Origin of the sequence: Paenibacillus woosongensis (assembly GCF_009725165.1) — a bacterium.
In the GTDB taxonomy this organism is placed as follows: Bacteria; Bacillota; Bacilli; order Paenibacillales; family Paenibacillaceae; genus Fontibacillus; species Fontibacillus woosongensis.
Genome location: NZ_WNZW01000026.1, coordinates 1 through 3,325 on the forward strand (window position 1 = coordinate 1; position 3,325 = coordinate 3,325).

Consider the following 3,325-nt stretch of genomic DNA (forward strand, 5'->3'; position numbering starts at 1 on the left):
AAAGGGAGCAGCTGGCGAAGCTCGGCGTCGCTGAGGAATGGTATAAGTCCGGGGTCAGCTTGGCCGTGTTCTATAAAGGCTCTCCGCTGGATGCCTGCGAATATAACCCGCTGAAGCAGGATCTGTCTGCGATGCCAAAAGAGAGCGAGCTGCGCTTGATGATCGCGGCTGGCATGATCAATCCCCTCTACCGAGAGTGGGCGAAACTCCACTACGACGCCATTGCGGCCGCGGTGCGTCAAGCGGCGGAGCGGCGCAGGGAAATGCAGGCGCTGCTGGATGAATATAATCAGGCGGTTCCTACGGAGGATATCCGCAACATGCAGCAGTATTTGAAGGACATGAACATCTACCAAGGCGAGATTACGGGCGAATACAACCAGGAATTCCTGATCGCCGTCGCAGGCTACCAGCATATCGCGAACACAGTGAGCTCCATGGCGGCAGTTCGGCGCGATTGGTTCGGATGGGAGATGTTCGAGGTAGACGGGAAGATCACGAAGGAGCTGCTGGACTTAGCCCGTTCGGAAAGAGGCTCAGGCATACGCAACAATCCGAACCTGAACACGGGCGGATTGACGGCGGCCGTAACGATCGTAGGCGTAGGGGATGGCATCGTCAGTCAACTGTTTGAAGACGTGAAGGACTTAGCTGAGTTCGCCGTCAATTCCAATCCGGCAAGCCTGGGATTCTGGACAGATACCGTGCCGGGATATTACGCTATAGGGGAAGCAATTGCAACCGGCGAGTTGACGATTGACGATATGAGGAAATTGCTCGGCGACGCCGCGGCAGAGGAATTCGTGGTTCCTTTCCAGGATATCATCGAGCTGCAGCCGAAGGTTCTTTCCGGCAAAGCAACCTATGAGGAAAGCGTAAAATACGGACGAGCCGTGACGAAGGCCTTCTTCGCGATCACGGTAGTAGAAGGCGCCGCCAGAGCGGGAGCCAAATTCTCCGGCAAGACCGTGAAGGAACTCGTGAAGAGCGTGAAGAAAGCGGCGCAAACGCGGGGGCAAGTATCGCTTGCGACCCCCAATGGCTCAATCCCTGTCCGGGATTTGGACGTGCCGAAGACGGAACCGCAGTTCTCCAAATCCAAGCCTGATTCAGGATCTAGTGGCGGGAAGATGGATCCTGCTGAGGGGATGGGTAATGGTGTAGGATCTGGGACAGTTAATACTAGACTAAAAGCCACAAAACTATCTTCTGAAAAATTTGAACTAGACTGGTTACCTGATAAATATACTGCAGTAGAAGTAAAGGGTTCTGTTAAAGTCGCAGGGAAAGATGTTGATGTCTCGAGAAGAGTATACCAAATCGAAATTGATAAAAATTATGTGCCGAAAGATCCTGCTGCAGGTGGACTAACTAATAAGGAACTCATGGTGAAAGGGAAATCGCCTTATGTTGTTAAAGACGGTGAGGAGAGTAAAGTTGAGCTTCACCATCTAATCCAAAAAGAACCTGGAGGTATGGTTGAAATCGCTGAAACTACTCACGATAAATACAGTAGTGAATTACACGGATTAGTAGAGGACGGAAATAGCTTTAGAAATGATCCATTACTTGAAAAACAGTATAATAACTTTAGAAGTAATTACTGGAAGATGCGTGCGAATGAGGAATAGTTAAATGGAGGTATACCATGAATGAACAAATATTAAATATGATCGAAGAGTATAGCGAAGAAAAGGACTTTTTCGGAAAAGTATCAGACGAGGATATTCGCAATGCTGAAGAAATACTTGGCTTAAGATTTCCTCAAAGTTATCGAGACTTTATAAAAGATTATGGCTCAGGTGGAATCTGTGGGGTGGAGGTTTTAGGCGTTCAAGGGAATCTTGGTGCGTCTGTCGTAAAGGCAACTGAAAGATGGAGAAAATTGGGATTGGATTTAAGGCTAATTGTAATTGAGGATTCAGGAGAATTTGTTCGCTGTATGTTTTCTGCTGATATTAATGATGATAGGGTATTTAGTTGGGAGAGGGGCGGGAAAGAACCCTCCGTTCGTTATGATAAATTTGATGACTATTTACTTGATATGTTTCAAGAAGGAATTGATAACTTGTAGTCTCATGGGAAAGGTTTCGTAGTTCCTTGATGGCTACACTGATTCAATCCCCCGCGTCATCCTGATTATCGTGGTACAGCATGGCTATGATGAACAGGAAGTACAGCGGCAGTATCTCTTATGGAGGAAATGGAACGTTCAGCAAAAGCTAAGCACCCACGCCGCGACAGAAGGGAGGCCGAATCCATGAAACGACTACCGTTAGATACAGCCTTAACCCTGATCGGCGGGAGAACGTGCTAGGACATTGTTCCGATGCAATGGACGAGATTGTCGGAATCTTCGTCAAGTAAGTCAAAGACCCGATGTCACAGGAGCAAGTCGAGCTAAGCCTCGCACATTACTTGCTAAGTCTAAACACAATGATGTTGTTCATCGGAACCACGTCTTAGCCCAAATAGCTCGATTCTTAAATCAGTATGATTGGCGGCTATCCGACGATCATATAAATTACCACCGTAAATATCTACCGTTTAGATCTATTGGGAAGAACATGATAAATACGATGCTCAAGTATTCCTATCGTTTCTGGAGAATATTGTCGCAAAATATCCAGAAGGGAAAACGATTATGATTTTGGACAATGCGCGTATTCACCATGCTCGGCTGATTCAACATTTCTTAAAGCAACACTCTAAACAGTTAGAACTCATATTTTTACCCCCGTATAGTCCCCAATTAAACATCGTTGAAGGGCTTTGGGGTTGGTTGAAAAAATCAGTGATCTACAATGTGTTCTGCTCTTCTGTTGAAGAGATACGTACTGCAGTAAAGTCCTTCATGGATGAAATCAGCAAAGAACCTATCAAAGTTGTTGACCGTCTTTGCATTCAGTTATGAGGAATCTTTAATGCCGAATATATAGATTAGCTACGTAAAATTTTATTATAAGTCATTGTAGAAGCGTTTTATGTACACCAAATTCTTGAGGTCTTTAGGGGATTACTAATGAAAATGAATTGTTATAAAATGGTTAATTTACTGGCCTTATGTATATTTCTTCTAACAGCATGTTCTAATGGACTGAATGTCTTTAGCCCTTCACATTCGAGTAATCAGGATAATCAACACAATGAAGTAAATAATAATGTCCAAAACCCTTATATTGTAGAGAATGACTATGTTGGTGAACAGTTGGAACTTGTTAAATTATTAAATTTATCAACAAAATATAGGAATGAAGCCAATTCGGATGAATTTATGAAGCTGATAAGTAGTGAACCAGACACTCCTATTAAGCAAATGAATACA

The 3,325-nt window shown here is 44.6% G+C and carries 3 protein-coding genes and 1 pseudogene; all 4 read left to right on the forward strand.

Translation table 11 applies throughout. The annotated features are described in order from the left end of the window. Positions 1 to 1,631 (forward strand): HNH/ENDO VII family nuclease (locus tag GNP95_RS26325; RefSeq protein WP_330163625.1); only part of this gene is annotated, 1,631 nt, incomplete at its 5' end. A 17-nt stretch (positions 1,632 to 1,648) separates the two neighbouring features. Then, the gene (locus GNP95_RS25410) at positions 1,649 to 2,074 is read left to right on the forward strand and encodes an SMI1/KNR4 family protein (RefSeq protein WP_155613605.1); all 426 of its coding nucleotides are present in this window, start codon (positions 1,649 to 1,651) and stop codon (positions 2,072 to 2,074) included. 477 nt (positions 2,075 to 2,551) lie between these two features. Then, positions 2,552 to 2,914: pseudogene (locus tag GNP95_RS25415) on the forward strand (IS630 family transposase); the annotation flags it as partial. 108 nt (positions 2,915 to 3,022) lie between these two features. Continuing rightward, on the forward strand, positions 3,023 to 3,325 hold a 303-nt coding region (locus tag GNP95_RS26330; RefSeq protein ID WP_230874013.1), incomplete at its 3' end, for a hypothetical protein.